13 protein-coding genes are annotated in these 14310 nt (G+C 71.3%); 6 read left to right on the plus strand and 7 right to left on the minus strand.

Annotated features, from left to right (window positions below; all coding sequences use genetic code 11):
* Positions 1–22: 22 nt before the first annotated feature.
* A complete protein-coding gene (locus tag BHU06_RS08860) occupies positions 23–940 on the plus strand; it encodes a LysR family transcriptional regulator (protein ID WP_070398821.1) in 918 nt (305 codons plus the stop codon).
* 22 nt (positions 941–962) lie between these two features.
* Here the strand turns inward: BHU06_RS08860 and BHU06_RS08865 are convergent, their stop codons facing one another.
* Positions 963–1664: a Crp/Fnr family transcriptional regulator gene (locus BHU06_RS08865; RefSeq protein WP_070398822.1), complete on the minus strand. Its 702-nt coding sequence runs from the start codon at positions 1662–1664 to the stop codon at positions 963–965.
* A 69-nt stretch (positions 1665–1733) separates the two neighbouring features.
* Here BHU06_RS08865 and BHU06_RS08870 point away from each other — a divergent pair, with 69 nt between their 5' ends.
* From BHU06_RS08870 to phnE, 5 genes are all read left to right on the plus strand, one after another.
* Positions 1734–3731 carry an acetoacetate--CoA ligase gene (locus tag BHU06_RS08870; protein ID WP_070398823.1) on the plus strand — a complete coding sequence of 666 codons (1998 nt, stop codon included), beginning with the start codon at positions 1734–1736 and terminating at the stop codon, positions 3729–3731.
* A complete protein-coding gene (locus BHU06_RS08875; protein ID WP_070398824.1) occupies positions 3728–5020 on the plus strand; it encodes an aspartate aminotransferase family protein in 1293 nt (430 codons plus the stop codon). The genes BHU06_RS08870 and BHU06_RS08875 overlap by 4 nt, the downstream gene beginning before the upstream one ends.
* Positions 5021–5184: 164 nt before the next feature.
* Positions 5185–6018 (plus strand): phosphonate ABC transporter ATP-binding protein, encoded by an 834-nt coding sequence (gene phnC, locus BHU06_RS08880; RefSeq protein ID WP_070398825.1) that lies wholly within the window; start codon positions 5185–5187, stop codon positions 6016–6018.
* Positions 6019–6066: 48 nt separating this feature from the next.
* Positions 6067–7023 (plus strand): phosphonate ABC transporter substrate-binding protein, encoded by a 957-nt coding sequence (gene phnD / locus BHU06_RS08885; protein ID WP_070398826.1) that lies wholly within the window; start codon positions 6067–6069, stop codon positions 7021–7023.
* A 44-nt stretch (positions 7024–7067) separates the two neighbouring features.
* Positions 7068–7844, plus strand: a complete 777-nt coding sequence (phnE, locus tag BHU06_RS08890) for a phosphonate ABC transporter, permease protein PhnE (protein WP_070399203.1) — start codon at positions 7068–7070, stop codon at positions 7842–7844.
* 4 nt (positions 7845–7848) lie between these two features.
* On the opposite strand, the gene BHU06_RS08895 is transcribed toward phnE, so the two are convergent.
* From BHU06_RS08895 to BHU06_RS08920, 6 genes are all read right to left on the minus strand, one after another.
* Entirely contained in the window at positions 7849–8352 is a 504-nt protein-coding gene (locus BHU06_RS08895) for a TlpA disulfide reductase family protein (RefSeq protein ID WP_070398827.1), read from the minus strand.
* A gap of 4 nt (positions 8353–8356) precedes the next feature.
* Positions 8357–9301, minus strand: a complete 945-nt coding sequence (locus BHU06_RS08900; protein ID WP_070398828.1) for a LysR family transcriptional regulator — start codon at positions 9299–9301, stop codon at positions 8357–8359.
* A gap of 44 nt (positions 9302–9345) precedes the next feature.
* Positions 9346–11415 (minus strand): metallophosphoesterase, encoded by a 2070-nt coding sequence (locus BHU06_RS08905; protein ID WP_070398829.1) that lies wholly within the window; start codon positions 11413–11415, stop codon positions 9346–9348.
* A gap of 10 nt (positions 11416–11425) precedes the next feature.
* Positions 11426–12400 carry a tripartite tricarboxylate transporter substrate binding protein gene (locus tag BHU06_RS08910; RefSeq protein WP_070398830.1) on the minus strand — a complete coding sequence of 325 codons (975 nt, stop codon included), beginning with the start codon at positions 12398–12400 and terminating at the stop codon, positions 11426–11428.
* A 103-nt stretch (positions 12401–12503) separates the two neighbouring features.
* Positions 12504–13229, minus strand: a complete 726-nt coding sequence (locus tag BHU06_RS08915) for a GntR family transcriptional regulator (RefSeq protein WP_070398831.1) — start codon at positions 13227–13229, stop codon at positions 12504–12506.
* A 72-nt stretch (positions 13230–13301) separates the two neighbouring features.
* Positions 13302–14210, minus strand: coding sequence for a LysR family transcriptional regulator (locus BHU06_RS08920; RefSeq protein WP_070398832.1), 909 nt, complete (start codon positions 14208–14210; stop codon positions 13302–13304).
* Between the last annotated feature and the right edge of the window lie 100 nt (positions 14211–14310).

Below are 14310 nucleotides of genomic sequence, written 5' to 3' on the forward strand. Positions count from 1 at the left end.
ATAAGCTTGATACGCCACACGTATGACGGCCAAACTCGATCGCCTGCAGCTCATCACCACCTTCCTGGCCGTGGCCGAGCGGCGCAGCCTGTCGGCCGCCGCGCGCGCGCTGGGCACCACGCAGCCCACCGTGAGCCGGCGTCTGCGCGACCTGGAACAGCTGCTCAACGCGCGCCTGGCCACGCGCTCCACGCACCGCTTCGACCTCACGGCCGAAGGCGAGGAACTGCAGCGCCGCGCCGTGGCCTGGGCCGACGCCTGGAACGAGTGGGAAGACGCGCTGAAGGTCAGCGCCGGCCTGCCCAAGGGCAAGCTGTCGCTGATCGGACCACACGCCTACGGGCACGCCTTCCTGATGGACGCCGTCCGCCTGTTCCGCGAACGCTACCCGCAGGTGGAGGTGGAGCTGCGGCTCACCGACCGACCGGTGGACATCGTGGGCCAGGCCTGCGACTGCTGGATCCGCGTCGGCAGCAGCGCCGACCAGTCGCTGCACGTGCGACCCATCGGTCGCATGCGGCGCGTGCTCGTGGCCTCGACGGCCTTCGCGGCGCGGCACCGCGTCCGCACGCCGGAAGACCTGTCGTCCCTGCCCTTCGTGGGACTGATTCCCTACGTGATGGACCGCCTGCCCATGCACACGCAGGACCAGACCGAGCGCCGCACCGTGCCGATCCGCACCCCCTTCACCACCGACGGCCTGCTGGCCAGCTACCGCGCCATGCTCGAGGGCCTGGGCATCGCGGCGAGCGCGCGCTGGCTGTGCGGCCCGGACATCGCCAGCGGCCGGGTCAAGCGCATCTTGCCCAAGTGGGAGCTCGAGCCCATCGCCATCGAGGCGGTGTCCGTCGCCGGCCGCTTCCGGCCCGCCCGCATCAACGCCTTCATCGACGTGTTGTGCGAGGTGATGGCGGGCGTGGAAGGCTTCGATCCGGCCTGAGGCCGGGCGGGCCGCCGGCCTCTCAGCTGCCCATGTCGAGCAGCGCGTCCACGTTCAGCAGCGTGATGCCGCCGTAGCCGGTGCGGATCCAGCCCTGCGCGCGCATCCGGCTCAGCGCCTGGTTGCAGCGCGGCCGCGACAACGAGGCCATGCTGGCCAGCTCTTCCTGCGACAGGCGCAGCTGCGGCGATTCGCTGGGGTTGTGCAGCGGGTGCAGCAGGCCGCACAGGGCGCGCGCCACCTGGGCGTCGGCGTCGAGCAGGCTGTGGTCCGCGTGCTTGCCCATGAACCAGTGCAGGCGCTCGTTGATCTGGCGCAGCAGGAACTCGTTGAACGCGGGCTGCGTGTCGCGCAGCGCCAGGAAGGTGTCCAGCGGCATCAGCGCAACGCGGCTGTCGCGCAGGGCCACCACGTCCGCGTTGCGGGGCTTCTGGCGGATCAGCGTGCCTTCGCCGAACCAGCTGCCGCCGAGCTGCCCGCCCAGCGAGACGCTGCGGCCATCGGCGCTCGACACCGACCATTTGAAGAGCCCGTCGATCACGCCGTACCAGTGGCCGGGCAGATCGCCGCGGCGCCCGAGCGACTCGCCCAGGGGCACCACCACCTCGATCAGGTCGCCGCGCACCCCGGCCTGCACGGCCGGCGGCAGCGCGCGGAACCACGGCGACTGGGCCAGCAGGCCGTCGAGCGTGGGCGAAGGGGCTTTGGAGCGGCGCGAATTCAAGGGAAAACCCTTGGCTGAACTGTCATCGGGTGAACTGTGAGGATACCCGCGGCTGCCCAGAATGGCCCCATGCAAGCAGACCCCCACCCCGACGGCTACGGCCAACTCCTGTGGACCCCTTCGGCCGAACAGGTCGCCGCCAGCCGGCTGGCGCACTACCAGGCCTGGCTGGCCGAGCATCAGGGCGTGCGCACCACCGATTACCACGGGCTCTGGCGCTGGTCGGTGAATCACATCGAGGACTTCTGGGCCTCCATCTGGCGCTACTTCGACGTGGTGGGCGAAGGCCCGCTCACGCCGGTGCTCGGCCAGCGCGAGATGCCGGGCGCGACCTGGTTCCCGAACACCCGCCTGAACTACGCCGAGAACATCTTCCGCCAGGCCAGCACCGAACGCCCCGCCCTGCTCGCGCGCAGCGAGGACGCGCCCTGGCGCGAGGTGTCCTGGGCCGAACTGGAGCGCGACACCGCGGCGCTGGCCGCGCGCCTGCGCGCACTGGGCGTCGGCCCCGGCGACCGCGTGGCCAGCTACATGCCCAACCGCACCGAGACCGTGGTGGCCTTCCTGGCCTGCGCAAGCATCGGCGCCATCTGGTCCAGCTGCGCCCCGGACATGGGTCCCACCGTGGTGCTGGACCGCCTGCGCCAGATCGAACCGACGCTGCTCTTCGCCACCGACAGCTACAGCTACAACGGCAAACGGCACGACCGCGTGCCGCAGGTGGACGAACTGCTCGCCGCCCTGCCCAGCGTGCGCCACGTGGTGCAGGTGCCCGGCCCGCTGCAGGCGCAGCGCGGCGCGCCGGCCTGGCGCGACCGCCTGGCCTGGGCCGACTGCATCGCCACGCCGGCGCCGCCGCGCTACGAACGCCTGCCCTTCGACCACCCGCTGTGGATCGTCTACTCCTCGGGCACCACCGGCCTGCCCAAGGCCATGGTGCACAGCCACGGTGGCATCGTGCTCACCCACCTGAAGACCTGCGCGCTGCAGCACGACCTGCGGCCCGGCGACCGCCTGCTGTTCCTGGGCAGCACCGGCTGGATCGTCTGGAACTTCCAGGTCGGTGCCCTGTTCACCGGCGCGAGCATCGTGCTCTACGACGGCAACCCCAACTGGCCGGACCCGGGCGCGCTGTGGCGCTTCATCGACGAGCGCCAGGTGTCCCTGCTCGGCTGCGGCGCGGCCTACCTCATCGCCGCCAAGAAGGACGGCCTGCGCCCGCGCGACATCGGCCCGCTCAAGCACCTGCGCGCCATCAACGTCACCGGCTCGCCGCTGCCGGTGGACGCGTACCACTGGGCCTACGAGGCAATCAAGCCCGACCTGTGGCTGGCCTCGATCAGCGGCGGCACCGACATCGCCTCGGGCTTCGTGGCCTGCGCGCCCTCGCTGCCGGTGCACGCGGGCGAGATCCAATGCGCCGAACTGGGCGTGGCGGCCCATGCCTTCAACGACGCGGGCCAGCCCGTGGTGGACGAGGTGGGCGAACTGGTGATCACCCAGCCCATGCCCTCGATGCCGGTGCGCTTCTGGAACGACGCGGACGACCGCCGCTACCGCGAGAGCTACTTCGAGACCTTCCCCGGGGTCTGGCGGCACGGCGACTGGATCCGCTTCACGCCGCGCCACACCTCGGTCATCTACGGCCGATCGGACAGCACCATCAACCGCTTCGGCATCCGCATGGGCACGGCCGAGATCTACCGCGTGGTGGAGGAACTGCCCGAGGTGCGCGACAGCCTGGTGGTGGACCTGGAGTACCTGGGTCGCCCGTCCTTCATGCCGCTGTTCGTGGTGCTGCAGCCCGGCCTCACGCTGGACGACGCCCTGCGCCAGCGCATCACGGAACAGATCCGCCGCAAGGCCTCGTCGCGTCACGTGCCCAACGAGGTGGTGCAGGTCGACGACATCCCGCGCACGCTGAGCGGCAAGAAGATGGAGGTGCCGGTGCGCAAGCTGCTGCTGGGCGCCGCGCCCGACAAGGTGGCCAGCCCCGACGCGATGCAGAACCCGGCCAGCCTCGACTTCTTCGTGGCCTACGCCAACCGACTGGAGCACACCCCATGAACCTGGACACCGAACTGGACCGGCTGCGCGAGGCCTACGCGGCGCGCCACCCCGAAAGCCTGGCCCGCTACCAGGCCGCCACCGAGGTCATGCCCGGCGGCAACACCCGCTCGGTGCTGTTCTACGACCCCTTCCCCCTGGCCATCGCACGCGGCGAGGGCGCGCGCCTGTGGGACGCGGACGGCCACGAATACACCGATTTCCTCGGCGAGTTCACCGCCGGCCTGTACGGCCACAGCCACCCCGTGATCCGCGCCGCCATCGATGCCGCGCTGGACGGCGGCATCAACCTCACCGGCCACAACCTGCTCGAAGCCGAACTCGCGCGCCTGGTGACGCAGCGCTTCCCCTCGCTGGAGCGCCTGCGCTTCACCAACTCGGGCACCGAGGCCAACCTGCTGGCCATCACCGCCGCCCGGCACTTCACCGGCCGGCGCCAGGTGATGGTGTTCAAGGGCGCGTACCACGGCGGCGTGCTCACCTTCGCGGCCGGGCCTTCGCCGGTGAACGTGCCCTTCCCCTTCGTGATCGGCACCTACAACGACAGCGCCGGCGCCGCGGCCCTGGTGAAGGAGCACGCGGCCGATCTCGCCGCCATCGTGGTCGAGCCCCTGCAGGGCGCGGGCGGCTGCATCGTCGGCGAGCCCGGCTTCCTGCACGAACTGCGCCGACTGGCCAGCGAGGCCGGCGCCCTGCTCGTCTTCGACGAGGTCATGACCTCGCGCCTGGCGCCCGGCGGCCGGCAGGCCCAGCTGGGCATCCGGCCCGACCTGACCACCCTGGGCAAGTACATCGGCGGCGGCATGTCCTTCGGCGCCTTCGGCGGCCGCGCGGACGTGATGGCGATGTTCGACCCGCGCGCGCCGGGCCACCTGGGCCACGCGGGCACCTTCAACAACAACGTGCTGAGCATGTCGGCCGGCATCGCGGGCCTGAGCCGCGTCTACACGCCCGAGGCGGCCCTGGCCCTCAACGCGCGCGGCGACGCGCTGCGCGAGCGCCTCAACGCCAGCTGCCGGGCGCACGGCCTGGCGCTGCAGTTCACCGGCCTGGGCTCGCTCATGAACCTGCACGGCACAGGCGCCGCGATCCGCTGCGTGGACGACGTCCCCGCCGGCGAGCGTTTCGTCAAGGACCTGTTCTTCTTCCACATGCTCGAACAGGGCTTCTACCTGGCGCGGCGCGGCTTCACCGTGCTGTCGCTGCCGCTCACCGACGCGGACCTGGAGCGCTTCCACGCGGCGGTCGAGGCCTTCCTTCAGCGCTATGGGCCGGTGCTGCCGCGCTGAGCGCGCGCCGGTGCAGGGCCCGGTCCCTGTCGCGCGCGGGGCGGCCGTCGCGCGTGATGCATAGCTTTCTTCAATACCTGGCTGGAGAAATTTGAATGGCGTGGATGGCCCCCTGAGACCATCCGCGTCACGGAACGGTCACGCGGGCTCGAAAGACTCGCGCCATGACCCATCCCGTCCTTCGGGCGCAAGACCTGCGCCGCACCTACGGCACCCGCGCGGCCCTGCGCGGCGTGTCCTTCGACGTCCGCCGCGGTGAGCGCGTGGCCCTGCTCGGCGCCTCGGGCTCCGGCAAGTCCACGCTGATCCGCTGCCTGAGCGGGCTGGAGACCACCGACCCCGGCACCGGCCGCATCGAGGTCTTCGGCCAGGCGCTGCAGGAGGGCGGCCGCAACAGCCCGCGGATCCGCGCCCTGCGCCGGCGCATCGGCGTCATCTTCCAGCAGTTCAACCTGGTGGGCCGCCTGGGCGTGATGAACAACGTGCTCACCGGCCTGGCCGCCGACGCGCCGCTGTGGCGCGGCCTGCTCGGCCGCTACACGCTGGCGCAGCGGGCCCGCGCGCTCGACGCGCTGGACACCATCGGCCTGGCGCCCCAGGCCTTCCAGCGCGCGTCCACGCTGTCCGGCGGCCAGCAGCAGCGCGCCGCCATCGCCCGCGTGCTGGTGCAGGGCGCCGAACTGGTGCTGGCCGACGAACCGGTGGCCTCGCTGGACCCGCAATCCACCCTGCGCGTGATGGAGCAGCTCGCCACCCTCAACCGCGACGCCGGGCTCACGCTGATCGTCAGCCTGCACCAGGTCAGCCTGGCGCGCCGCTACTGCCACCGCGTGCTGGCGCTGCGCGACGGCGAACTGGTCTACGACGGCCCCAGCGCAGCCCTCACCCCCAGCTTCCTGCAGCAGCTGTACGGCACCGCGGCCGACGAGCTGCTGCACGACGGCCCCGGCTTCTCGGCCGCGGCCGCCGAAGCGCCGCCGCTCGCGCTGGCCGCCTGAACCGGTCCCCGCGCGGCCCTTCCGTTTCCCTTCGCCAAAGCCACCACCATGTTCAAACACAAAGCCCTCTTCGCCTTCGCCGCCACCCTGATCGCCAGCAGCGCCACGCTGCACGCGCAGGAGATCAACTTCGGCATCATCGCCACCGACACCGCCTCGACCCAGCGCGAGCGCTGGGAGCCTTTCTTCCGCGACATGGAGAAGAAGACCGGCCTGACGGTCAAATCCTTCTACGCGCCCGACTACGCCGGCGTCATCGAGGCCATGCGCTTCAACAAGGTGCAGGTGGCCTGGTTCGGCAACAAGTCGGCCATGGAGGCGGTGGACCGCGCCAACGGCGAGGTGTTCGCGCAGGTCATGTTCGCCGACGGCAGCTTCGGCTACAAGGCGCTGCTCATCACGCACAAGGACAGCCCGTACCGGTCACTCGACGACGTCTTCAAGCACTCGAAGTCCATCAACTTCGGCATCGGCGACCCGAACTCCACCTCCGGCTTCCTGGTGCCCACCTTCTATGTGTTCGCCCAGAACAAGGTGGACTACCGCACCCGCTTCAAGACCATCCGCAACGCCAGCCACGGCGCCAACATCCAGGCCGTGCTGGCCAAACAGGTGGACGTGGCCACCAACAACACCGAAGAGATCGAAAAGCTGCGCGCCAACAAGCCCGAGCTGCTCGCGCAGCTGCGCGTGATCTGGGAAAGCCCGCTGATCGCCAGCGACCCCTTCGTCTGGCGCAAGGACCTCGACCCGGCCGTCAAGGCCAAGCTGGCGAACTTCGTCGTCAACTACGCCAAGTCCGACGAGCAGGAGAAGGCGATCCTCAAGAACATCTACAACTACGGCGGCTTCCGCGCCTCGACCAACGCGCAGCTGATCCCCACCCGCCAGCTGGAGCTGTACAAGGACCGCAACAAGGTCGAGAACGACGCCGCGCTGGACGCCGGCGCCAAGGCCAAGGCCCTGGCCGAGATCGACGCCAAGCTCGCTCAGCTGCAGCCGTGAGCGCCGCGCACCCCATCAACGCCAGCGCCGCCTCGCTCGCGCAGTTGCGCCAGCGCGCCGCCGCCGAGCGGCCCGGCCCGGGCACCTGGGCCGCCTGGGCGGCGGTGGCGGTGCTGCTCGGCTGGTCGTGGCGGGGCGCCGAGATCCAGCCCTTCGCCCTGGTCGACAACGCCGGCAACATCGCCACCTACGCGCGCGACTTCTTCCCGCCGGACTTCCACGATTGGCGCATCTATGCCCGCGAGATGCTGGTCACCCTGCACATCGCCGTCTGGGGCACGGTGCTGGCGGTGCTGGCCGCCGTGCCGGCCGGCCTGCTCTGCGCTTCGAACATCGCGCCGGCCTGGGTGCACCAGCCCATGCGCCGCCTCATGGACGCCTGCCGCGCGATCAACGAGATGGTGTTCGCCATGCTGTTCATCGTCGCCGTGGGCCTGGGTCCCTTCGCCGGCGTGCTGGCGCTGGCGGTGCACACCACGGGCACGCTGGCCAAGCTGTTCTCGGAGGCGGTGGAGGCCATCGACCCGCGCCCGGTGGAGGGCATCCGCGCCACCGGCGCGCACAAGCTGGTGGAGGTCGTTCACGGCGTGATCCCCCAGGTGCTGCCGCTGTGGATGGGCTTCACGCTCTACCGTTTCGAATCGAACGTGCGCTCGGCCTCGGTGGTCGGCATGGTCGGCGCCGGCGGCATCGGCGTGGTGCTGTACGAGGTGATCCGCAGCTTCCAGTACGCGCAGACCGGCGCGGTGCTGCTGATCCTGGTGGTGACGGTGTCCCTCATCGACCTGGCCTCGGCGCGGCTGCGCCAGCGCTTCATCTGACGCGCTAGAGGAAACGGGCGATCTGCTGCACGTCTTCCTCGAACAGCTGCCCGACCTCCGACATCACGACCCGCCCGTCCCGACCGCGCACGCAGGTGACGGGTATGGCCTTGCCCGGGCGGGGCATCACGCGCTCGATGGCGGGCGTGTAGTGCGCGGTGGGGAAGGTATAGCCCCGCCGCGCCATGTACTGGCGCGCGTCCTCGATGCGCTTGTCGACCGCCAGGCCAAGCATCAAGAGGCCGCGTGGGCGCTGCGCGTCCCACAGCTTCTGGATGAAGGGGTTGGTGGCGCCGCAGAAGGGGCACCAGCTGGCCCACCAGTAGACGAGCACCACCTGCCCTTGCGCCGCCGAGGCCTTGAAGGCGCTGCCATCGAACAGCGGGGCGTCGGGCAGCGCCAGGGCGGTGCCGACGGCCGGTGGCGGCACCTCGTCCGCTGCCTGCGCCAGGGGCGCGCGGGCCAGGGAGGCGGCGCCCAGCGCCTGGAGAAGGGTTCGTCTGTCCATGGCTTCAGTCCTTGCCGCGCGGCGCGCGCTGTGGCCTGGCGGGCGCCTGCGCGCGCAGCGCCTCCCGCAGGCGTTCGATGGAGGCCGCCTTGGCCGCGTCCGGCGGTCCCTGGCGGGTCACGAAGTAGGTGCTCCAGCCCGCGCTGGTCTTGAGCAGCGGCGCCACGCAGAAGTCCCGCTCGGCCAGGTGGCGCGTGGCGTACAGCGGCAGCACGGCCACGCCGAGCCGGGCGCGCACCAGCTCCAGCGCGGTGGAGAGCAGTTGCACCTCGTAGCCGATGGCCAGGCCTTCGTGCGCGGCGAGCTGGTCCTGCAGCAGCAGGTTCCATTGGCCGCCGGTGCGGCCCACCAGCACCAGGTCGGTGTGGTGCAGGTCGCTCCAGCCCAGTCCGCCGGCCCGCTCGGCCTGTTCGTCCAGTGCGCCGCCGCGCGCGCACACCACGGCGATGCGGTCCTCGAACAGCAGCGTGGAGCGCAGCTCGCCCGACAGGCGCAGCGGCGAATCGATGGAGCCGACGGCGACGTCGGCCTCGCCCTGCAGGAGCATGTCGCCCAGCATGCCCACGGGGCGGTCGAAGAGCGCGATCTTCAGCTGCGGGTCACTGGCCTGCAGGCAGGCAATGGCCGGCGGCAGCAGCGCCGCCGACGAGAGCGAACCGGCCGCCACGCGCAGCACGACGCGCTGCGCCGCCCCGCCCAGCCGCAGGTCCTTCAGGGCGCGGTCGATCTCCAGGTCCGCGCGCTGGCCGGCGCGCTGCAGGTGCTCGCCGGCCTCGGTCAGGCTGATGACCCGCCCGCGCTGCACCAGGGGCATGCCGATCTCTTCCTCCAGTTCGCGGATGAGCGAACTCACGGCCGACTGCGTGATGAAGAGCTTCTCGGCCGCGCGCGTGAAGCTGCCGGTCTGGCCGATGAGGGCCAGGGCCTTGAGCTGGCGAAGGGTGGGCATGGCCGATTATGGTGGCCGCGTCCGCCCGCGGCGGGCGCGCCGCCTCAGGCCAGGGCGCGCTCGGCCACGCGGCTGGTCGCCAGCTCGATCAGGCAGGGGCCATCGAGCACCTTCGCGGTATCGGGGTCCGACGCGGGCCAGGGCCGCTCCTCGCCGCTCGCCAGGTCCAGCCAGCGCCGCACCCGAAGGTCCTGCGTGTCCAGCCAGTCGGGCAGCTGCATGAGCGCGGCGCCCCCCAGGGGCAGCACCAGCAGCAGTTGGGACCGGTCCATCCGCGCGGCGCCGACCAGGAACTGCGGGTCGCGCACCCAGCGCGGTGTGTCCATCGCGGGCAGCTCGCTCAGCGCGCCGTGCAGGTTGCGCAGCGCCTGGCCTTCGCGCTTGGGGTTGAAGCGGCGGTCCACCAGGCCGGCGCGCGGGAAGTAGCCGCGGTCGACGTCGCTGAGCGTGTCGAGGAACACGTCGGCCTGCGGGCAGCCGCGGCTGGTGAAGGCCGCGCCGAGCGCGCGCACGCCGTTGGCCTGCGCATCGGTCCGCGCCTGGGCCGGGCTGTCGGACGCCAGCCGCACGTGCACCTGCGCGCGCAGGCCGTGGCGCGCCGCGAAGGCGGCGGCGCCGGTGATGCCTTCGTCGACGTCGGTGTCGGCCGCGACGCGGAACACCAGGCCGTCGAAGCCCTGGCCCCGCGTGGCCTCGAGCAGCGCCTCCGCGGCCGGATCGGCCGGGCCCGCAAAGCCGTGGTCCACCAGCAGCTTGATCTGTTTGCCGTCGCGCGACTGGCCCGAGGCGCTCCAGAAGCGCGAGAGGTGCAGCGGCACACCGACCCGCGCGCGCAGCGCGCCGAGCCGCCCGCCGAGGTCCGGCGCCAGCGGCCATTTCACGATGAGCTCCAGCGCCCGCAGCAGGCCCTGGTGTTGGCGCAGCAGCTCGATCTGCTCGTCCGTGGGCCAGCCAAACAGGAAGACCGTGAAGCGGCTGCCCAGCGCGGCCAGGGCCCGCATGCGCGCGCGCGAGGCCGGGTCGGCCAGGTCGTCCAGCGGCACGCGCAGCGCGCGAATGCCCATCTCCCAGAGCGCGAGGATGGGGTAGTCGTTGCGCGCCTGCTTGCGGCGGAACTCGTCGAGCATGCTGCTGTAGGGGATCTGGTGCAGCTCGCCCCAGTGGTAGCGCAGGTCCAGGCCCAGGCCGGGTTCGCGCCCGGCGGCGGCGGGCGGCAGCTGGGGCCAGTCGCGCTGCACCTGGGGCGCGGCGCCCTCGGGCCGGTCCTGAGTACGGATGAACTGCGGCACCAGCCGGTCCGGGTACACGTCGACCACCAGCACGCCGAGCTTGGACACGTCGTTGCGGCCGTTCTCGTGCTCGCTCGGCTGGCCCACGGCGAACAGCTCCGAGTAGTCGCCGCGCACGAAGGCGGTGGACGGCAGCGAGAAGATCGGCGTGCCCGCGTGCTCGTTGAAGAAGAAGTTGTGCACGTGGCCGGTGAACACGGCCGCCAGCCGGTGCCGCGCCACCAGCGACAGCAGCCAGGAGCGGCCGGGCTCGTCGATGTTGTCGTAGTGGCCGTGCTCGTCGGCACGGGCGATGAAGGGCGGGTAGTGCACGAAGAGCAGCGTGCGCCGACCGGCGTGGGCCTGCAGGTCTTGCTCCAGCCAGCGGGCCTGCCGCGCCTCGGCGTCCAGGCCCGAGTTGATGAGCGAGGTGTTGATCACCACGAAGTGGCAGTCGCCCCGGTCGAAGGCGTAGAAGTGCTCGCCGAAGTGGCGCTGGTAGAGCTCGACGTAGGGCTCGCAGATCTCGCCGGCGGGCACGTAGTCCGCGCGCTTGTCGCCCACGTCGTGGTTGCCGGGCACCAGGTGCAGGGGCGCCTTGAGCCGGCCCACCGCCGCCTTGAAGCGCGCCACCGCGTCGGGGTAGGACACGGCCTCGGGCACGGGGTGGATCATGTCGCCCACGTGCACCGTGAAGTCCGGCGCCAGGGCATTGAGCACCTCGACGGTGTGCGCGAGGCGCGCGTTGGTGAGCCGGTGCGACTCGTAGGGCGAGATCAGGTCTTCGTCGGAGGGGTTGACGTGGCTGTCGGCGATGACCGCGAAACGGAAGAGGCGTTCGGACATGCGGACCTTCTCAGCTGGCGGCCGCGCCCGAGTACTTGACGGCGGCCTGCCACAGCTTCTGCTCGCTGGCCATGGTGGCGGCGTAGTCGCGCGCGTCGCGGTAGGCCACGTCCACGCCCACCGCGCCGAGCTGCTCGGCCACGGCCGGCGTGGCCAGCACGCGCTTCATCGCGCCGCTCCACTGGGACAGCACCGCCGCCGGCGTGCCGCTGGGCATCATGAAGCCCAGGTTGGTGCCGCTGGGGATACCGCGCACGCCGAGCTCGTCCAGCGTCGGCACATCGGGCAGGGAGGCCGAGCGCTTCGAGCCGGTCTGCGCCAGCGGCACGATCTTGCCGGCCTTGATGTGGCTCAGCGTGGGACCGATGGCGTCGATGCCGATGTCCAGCTCGCCGCTGAGCACCGAGGTAATGGCCGCCGGGCTGCCCCGGAAAGGCACGTGCACGATAAAGAGCTTGCGCTGGGCCTTGAGGCTCTCGAAAGCCAGGTGCGCGGTGGTGCCGCTGCCGGGCGAGGCGTAGTTCAGGCGGCCCGGTGTGGCCGCGATGCGGCGCAGCAGCGCGTTCAGGTCGCGCGTGCCCAGGGCGGGCGAGCCGTAGATGACGCTTTGCGCCACGCCGAACTGCGCCACGGGCACCAGTTCCTTGTCGGCGTCGTAGGGCAGCCGGGCGTACAGGTAGGGCGCGATGCCGAGGTTGGCCGAGGTGGACAGCAGCACTGTGTAGCCGTCGGCGGACGCGCGCGCCACCTGGCCGGTGGCGATGGTGGCGGAGGCGCCGGGCTTGTTGATGATGGCCAGTGGCTTGAGGCCCTCGTCGGCCAGGGCGTTGGTGACGACGCGCGTGGCGACGTCCATGGCACCCCCGCCGGGAAAGCCCACCAGCACCTGGATGGCGCGCGCGGGATAGGCCTCCTGGGCCCAGGAGGGCCGCCCGCCCATGAGGGCGGCGGCGCCGATGGCGTGGATCAGTTGTCGTCTTTGCATGGGGCGGTCTCGTTGAAGTCCGGCCCATTGTGGGCAACGAGGCCGCGCGACTGAAGCGCAAATTTCTAATGCGCGGATAAGCAGAACTTCTGCCGCCCGCCGCTCAGGCCCGCCGGCGCAGCACGGCCGCCAGGTCGGGCGTGCGCGGGTCGAGCTGCAGGTTGCGCTCCACGCTGGTGATGTGCTGCTCCATCAGGCGCGAGGCCGCGCGCCCGTCGCGCCGGGCGAGGGCCTCGACGATGTCCACGTGCTCGGCCTGCGAGTGCTCGGCCGAATGCCCGGACTGGTACATCAGCGCGATCAGCTGCGAACGCGACAGCAGGTCCGCGATCATCTCCGCCAGCACCTCGTTGCCCAGCAGGCGCGCCAGCACCACGTGAAAGTCCGCCAGCAGGCGTGTGCGCCCCGGCACGTCCGATCGCACCACGGCCTGGCGCTCTTCTTTCAGGTGCATGCGCAACTCGGCGATCTGCGCGTCGCTGACCTGGGCGGCCAGCTGGCGGACCATGCCGCCTTCGACCAGGCGGCGCACCTGGAACACCTGGCGGGCCTCGTCGATGCTGGGCATGGCCACGAAGGCCCCGCGCGCCGGCTCCAGCGTCACCAGCCGGTCGCGGCTGAGCTGGTTGAGCGCCTGCCGAACGATGGTTCGCGACACCGAGAACACGTCGGCGATCTGCTGCTCGACCAGGCGCGTGCCGGGCATCAGCCGGCGTTCGACGATGGCGCCGGTGATGGACTCCGTGATCTGGTCGGTGGCGCTGGCCTCGGTGCGCGGGGCGCGTTTCGCCTCGGCGGGCCTGGGGTTCGCGGCGGGCTTCTTGGCCATGGGTTCGGTCCCTTGAACTGGGCGGTGGGGCGGTGGGGCGGTGGGGCGGACGGGCGACGGGTCAAGCGGGCCTCAGGGCGCGCGTTGCCACCAGCCGTCCTGGAGCTGCGCCTGAAGCCAGGCGATGAAGGACTTGACCTTCTGCGGCACGAGCTTGGGCGAAGGAAACACGGCGTGCATCTCCTGCGACGGCAGGGCGTGGCCCTCCAGCAGCGGAACCACACGGCCCGCCGCCACCGAATCGCGCGCCACGTACCACGGCAGGACCGCGAGCCCGAAGCCCGCCTCGCACGCGGCCAGTACCGCGCTCAGGTTGTTCGAGCGCAGCGGCCCCTTGACGGGCACGGACTCGTCCTCTCCCGAGGCGCCGTGGAACAGCCAGCGCGCATCGCCCTGCACGCTGCTGTAGATGAGGCAGTCGTGCGCGGCAAGCTCGCCCGGCGAGCGCGGCCGGCCGCGCCGCGACAGGTAGGCCGGGGCGGCGCCCAGCATCCAGGGATTGGTGCCCAGGTAGCTCGCTCCGAGCGTGGAATCCGCGAGGCGGCCCATGCGGACCGCCAGGTCCACCCCCTGCTCCACGAGGTTGACGTAGCGGTCATCGAAGCTGAGGTCGATCTGCAGCATCGGCTGCTCGCGCATGTAGCGCAGCACCAGCGGCGCCATCACGCGCCGCCCGAAGGCCACCGAGGCGCTGATGCGCAGCGTGCCCGTCGCCGCCTTCTGCAGCAGCGCGGCAATGTTCTCTGCCTCTTCCACGTCGCGCGTGATCAGCTTGCAGCGCTCGTAGTAGAGGCTGCCCGCCTCGGTCGGCGTGACGCCGCGCGTGCTTCGGTGCAGCAGCCGAACACCCAGGCGCCCCTCGGCCTCGGCCACGGCCTTGGTGGCGGTGGGCTGGGTGGTGCCCAGCGCCGCCGCCGCCTTGCTGAAGCTGCCGGTCTCGACGACGCGCACGAAGATCTGCATGCCTGCAACTTTGTCCATACCGAAATGTATACACGCCAAGGGCCGCATTCCCACCCGGAATAAGACATATCCCCTGGCTGGAATTCCCAGCCGGCCCGCGCCGCACCACCATCGCGTC

The organism is Hydrogenophaga sp. PML113, from assembly GCF_001777155.1.
Classification (GTDB): domain Bacteria; phylum Pseudomonadota; class Gammaproteobacteria; order Burkholderiales; family Burkholderiaceae_C; genus Hydrogenophaga; species Hydrogenophaga borbori.

Excerpts from the sequence above, each read along its gene's own strand:
- BHU06_RS08860 (WP_070398821.1), top strand. The coding sequence starts at position 23 with ATGACGGCCAAACTCGATCGCCTGCAGCTCATCACCACCTTCCTGGCC.
- BHU06_RS08870 (WP_070398823.1), top strand. The coding sequence starts at position 1,734 with ATGCAAGCAGACCCCCACCCCGACGGCTACGGCCAACTCCTGTGGACC.
- BHU06_RS08875 (WP_070398824.1), top strand. The coding sequence starts at position 3,728 with ATGAACCTGGACACCGAACTGGACCGGCTGCGCGAGGCCTACGCGGCG.
- phnC (WP_070398825.1), top strand. The coding sequence starts at position 5,185 with ATGACCCATCCCGTCCTTCGGGCGCAAGACCTGCGCCGCACCTACGGC.
- phnD (WP_070398826.1), top strand. The coding sequence starts at position 6,067 with ATGTTCAAACACAAAGCCCTCTTCGCCTTCGCCGCCACCCTGATCGCC.
- BHU06_RS08895 (WP_070398827.1), bottom strand. The coding sequence starts at position 8,352 with ATGGACAGACGAACCCTTCTCCAGGCGCTGGGCGCCGCCTCCCTGGCC.
- BHU06_RS08900 (WP_070398828.1), bottom strand. The coding sequence starts at position 9,301 with ATGCCCACCCTTCGCCAGCTCAAGGCCCTGGCCCTCATCGGCCAGACC.
- BHU06_RS08905 (WP_070398829.1), bottom strand. The coding sequence starts at position 11,415 with ATGTCCGAACGCCTCTTCCGTTTCGCGGTCATCGCCGACAGCCACGTC.
- BHU06_RS08910 (WP_070398830.1), bottom strand. The coding sequence starts at position 12,400 with ATGCAAAGACGACAACTGATCCACGCCATCGGCGCCGCCGCCCTCATG.
- BHU06_RS08915 (WP_070398831.1), bottom strand. The coding sequence starts at position 13,229 with ATGGCCAAGAAGCCCGCCGCGAACCCCAGGCCCGCCGAGGCGAAACGC.
- BHU06_RS08920 (WP_070398832.1), bottom strand. The coding sequence starts at position 14,210 with ATGGACAAAGTTGCAGGCATGCAGATCTTCGTGCGCGTCGTCGAGACC.